Consider the following 271-nt stretch of genomic DNA (forward strand, 5'->3'; position numbering starts at 1 on the left):
CTTCCCACGGCCGGCCGCGATTGAGCGCGATGCGCTTGCCCTTGAGGTCGACGATCGACTTCGCGGTCGAGCCGGCCGGCACGACCAGATACGTATTGCTGCCGACGCCGCCCGGCACGATCAGGCGCGTGCGCGTGCCCGACGCGTTGACGACGACTGACGGCAGGTCGCCGTAGCCGGCGAAATCGATGCTGCCGTTCGTGAATGCCTCGTTGACGAGCGTGCCGACCGCGGCGGTCGACACCGGCACCCATTGCAGCGTCACGTGCCG

Annotated in this window: 1 protein-coding gene; it reads right to left on the reverse strand. The window is 69.0% G+C overall.

The window, feature by feature from the left end; translation table 11 throughout:
• Nucleotides 1-271, reverse strand: a 271-nt coding sequence (locus tag AAEZ06_RS27320) for a PhnD/SsuA/transferrin family substrate-binding protein (protein WP_350617232.1), incomplete at both ends; no start/stop codon positions are given.

The sequence above is a fragment of the Pseudomonas sp. HY7a-MNA-CIBAN-0227 genome (assembly GCF_040310325.1).
Lineage (GTDB): Bacteria > Pseudomonadota > Gammaproteobacteria > Pseudomonadales > Pseudomonadaceae > Aquipseudomonas.